Below are 3,257 nucleotides of genomic sequence, written 5' to 3' on the forward strand. Positions count from 1 at the left end.
CCCTTTTGGTGCGGGTTTTCGCCGTAGCGCGCGTCAAAAACCTTGCTGCCGGCGATAAATTTCATCTCGCCAAAGCCGTCGTTAAAGCGCTCGTTCATGTAGTTTGCGATCATGGAGTCGTAGGCTGCGGTGTGCTCGTAAGCTTTTATCATTAAATTTTGCCTAAATTTCAGCTTCTCGCTCTCGTCCGCGCCGCTTAAATTTTGCAAAACCGCGCCGTAATCAAGCGGGCTAGTAACGACATAGACGCTTGCGAAATTCTTAGCTGCCGAGCGCACCATCGCAGGGCCGCCGATATCGATATTTTCGATGATCTCTGAAAAATCGTCGGTGCGGGCTACGGTCGCTTTAAAAGGATATAAATTTACGCACACGAGATCGATGCCGCCGATGCCGTGCTGCGCGGCTTGGCTTACGTGATTTGCGTCGTTTCGCTTATACAAGATTCCGCCGTGGATCTTTGGATGCAGGGTCTTAACCCGCCCCTCAAACATCTCGGGCGAACCCGAGTATTCGCTAACCTCGAGCACCGCAACACCATTTTCGCGCAAAAGCTTAAACGTGCCGCCCGTGCTTAAAATTTCAAATCCGAGCTGCTCAAGCCCTTTGGCAAACTCTACGACGCCCTCTTTATCGCTGACGCTGATTAACGCTCTCATCTTTTCTCCTTTTAATTTATTCGCATAGTTTTTTAAAAATCAGCTCGCGCGCGTCGTTTGCGTTAAGCTGAAAATACAAAATCGCCTCGCGGCGAGCCTTTTGATACTCGCGCCTCGTCTTTTCATCTGCCGCGCCGAGCTTTGCGCCGTTAAATTTCGCCATGCGCGCCGAAGCCAGCTCTTTTAGCTTCTCATTATCGCGAGAGATGCCGCCGCTATAATTAAACCACTCTTTGCTTTGAAAAATATTAAATAAAATTTGAAAATCTACGAAATTTCCCCTATTGTACTCGGCGCAGACCCCGTTTTTGTGGCTTACGGCGTAGATCGCGCCGTATCTGCGCTCGAAAAAATATAGTTTTATGAGCTTTGCGTTTTTGTCTAAATTTGCGCCGCTACCGCCTAAAATCGCAAGCTTCGCATCGCCTCGCGTTTCGTAAGAGCCTAAAATCGCGCCGTTTTCGTAGAGATTTCCGCCGTAAAAAGCGTATTTCGTATCCCCAAGCTCGCTTGAAAGAACATAGGTTTTATCGCTTGCAGGCGAGTTTTTGCCCGCGCAGCCGAGCAGCGACAGAGCCAAAAACAGAGACGAGATAAAAAATTTCATCGCGAAAAATCCTTTAAATTTTAAAATTTTGCCAAATTTATGAAGCGAAAATCGGCAAAGCGAAATTTGCTAAATTTACCGCATTTACCGCGCGCAAATTTTAAATTTACTTTTCAAATGCCGCCGCTTTGCTCGCGCGGACGTAAATTTTAAAATTTTGCGCCGCTTGCAAAGGCTAAATTTAAAAGCCGCGCGCAAAACGTAAATTTAAACCGCAGCGTAAATTTAGCCGAAAAAATCGGCGCGAATCGGCTAAATTTAAAATTTCACGGCGCAGCTTTTATCGCCAAGCTAGTTGGCGCTTACTTTTGCCGCTTTTAAAATTTTAAATTTACTTGCACATCCTATTTTCCAGCTCATCCATAAGCGCAGCCACGTCATCGCCCACGAGCTCCATTAGCGCCGTTTGTCGCTGCTCACTTAAATTTTACGCGCCGATTTAAATTTTATAAGCCGCAAATTTAAAGCGACGCGAAATCCAAACAGCACTAAATATAATAGATGCTGTTTTTAATATTTTTGCCGTCGAGTTCGTTTTTGCGCCACGAGCTCTCGTCGTTTAGCACGATCCAGCGCTTCTCCTCCTCGCGGTAAAACCAGTCCTTGTCGATCTGATAGTAGATCTGACATCCCGAAATTTCGATGATATTGGCGATATTATTATCATGGTAGTTGTTCTCGTCGAAATCGGTGAATGTGCGCTGCCCCATCTCGGCGTAGAGCTCGTTTAAAATTTGAAGCATCTCGCTTAGGCGCGTATCCATCTTCTCGACCTGAAGCCCAAGCTCGTTAGCCTCTCTGAATAAGATCGGATAGTCGTGCGACGGATAGCCGCTGTTTAGCTTGTCGCTGATAAAGGCGATCTTTTGCTCATCTTCGAAATGGTAGCGCAGAATTTCGCGGCAAATTTTAAGCGACAGGCTGCTTGCGCGATCGACGGCGCCGAAAACGAGCGGATGGATATATTTGTAAAGCTCTTTGTACGGGTTCTCGTCGTTCGGGCGCTCGTTATTTTTCCAAAGCTTCACCACGCGGCTTAGCTCGTCCATCGAAACGTTGGCTTGATCGTTTGTGTTCGTAACCGGCGAAAGCTCGTGGCGCAGCGAAGTATCGACCGACGTGAGATAGCCTAGCGGCCCCATTAAAATTTTATTCGCCCCAAGCGCCATCATCGTAGCCGCCGAAGCGCAGTTTGCCGGCACCAGCGCGATCAGCTCGTCGCAGTGGTTGCGCAGGATAGAGACGATCTTAAGCGATGCGATACCGCTGCCGCCGTCAGATTTGATGTAAAGGTAGAGTTTTTCGAAATGCTTGCCCTTTAGGTGGTCGTTGATACTGATCGCGTCGTTACCGCAGACGCTGCCCGCGCCCGAATTGAAGTAGGTAAGCAGCGGCGCGCCCAGATATTTCTCGATATTCGTGATCACCTCTTGCGTTTGCTTCATCAAGATCGGCGGTTGCTTCGCTGCCTTTTTGGCGCCCTGCTTCTGCGGCTCTTCGTCTTTGGATAAAAATCCCATGTTTTTCCTTTCGTGTTGGTTTGGTTTTAAAATTTTAACTTACAAATATCGCGCAATCTGCCCCGGTGCCACTCAATGCTCTCTTTAACCGTATTGCCTAGAGCCGTATGCGGACTTTGCAAGAATGCCCTACTATTTTTTAGTATTGAGCTCACGTATTCGTAGCGTGAGATCACGTTTGCGCTGGAGCTTTGCGACACCGAAGCCGAAAACGAGTATGAATAAAGCGGCGCGGAGGAAGCGTAGTCGCTAAAGTGCTCTTTTAGATTTACGAATTTGCCCTCCGCAAAGGTCTTGCAAACGCCGCCGCTCGCGGAATACTCGGTGATTCGCAGCTCTTTATTGGGCGTAAAAACGTAGATCGTAAATTTATTTAGAGCTCTTTGCGAAATTTGATCCTTAGCCACGCCGACTCCTCTTTCGTCCGTAAATAGATAGAGATTGGAGCCCTCCTCTTCATATCTTCCTAAG

The 3,257-nt window shown here is 47.8% G+C and carries 3 protein-coding genes and 1 pseudogene; all 4 read right to left on the reverse strand.

What is annotated here, in order from left to right; all coding sequences use genetic code 11:
• Nucleotides 1-659, reverse strand: a pseudogene (locus Q0095_RS09755) (bifunctional phosphoribosylaminoimidazolecarboxamide formyltransferase/IMP cyclohydrolase PurH); the annotation flags it as partial.
• A 16-nt stretch (nt 660-675) separates the two neighbouring features.
• Nucleotides 676-1,266, reverse strand: a complete 591-nt coding sequence (locus Q0095_RS09760; RefSeq protein WP_297883331.1) for a hypothetical protein — start codon at nt 1,264-1,266, stop codon at nt 676-678.
• Nucleotides 1,267-1,754: 488 nt separating this feature from the next.
• Complete coding sequence (locus tag Q0095_RS09765; RefSeq protein WP_291937834.1) at nt 1,755-2,786, reverse strand: hypothetical protein; 1,032 nt, start codon at nt 2,784-2,786, stop codon at nt 1,755-1,757.
• A gap of 26 nt (nt 2,787-2,812) precedes the next feature.
• Nucleotides 2,813-3,257, reverse strand: a 445-nt coding sequence (locus Q0095_RS09770) for a hypothetical protein (RefSeq protein WP_297883332.1), incomplete at its 5' end; no start/stop codon positions are given.

The sequence above is a fragment of the uncultured Campylobacter sp. genome (assembly GCF_938045535.1).
GTDB lineage: Bacteria > Campylobacterota > Campylobacteria > Campylobacterales > Campylobacteraceae > Campylobacter_B.

Bases quoted from the DNA above. Each gene is read 5' to 3' on its own strand.
- Q0095_RS09760 (WP_297883331.1), bottom strand. From the start codon at position 1,266: ATGAAATTTTTTATCTCGTCTCTGTTTTTGGCTCTGTCGCTGCTCGGC.
- Q0095_RS09765 (WP_291937834.1), bottom strand. From the start codon at position 2,786: ATGGGATTTTTATCCAAAGACGAAGAGCCGCAGAAGCAGGGCGCCAAA.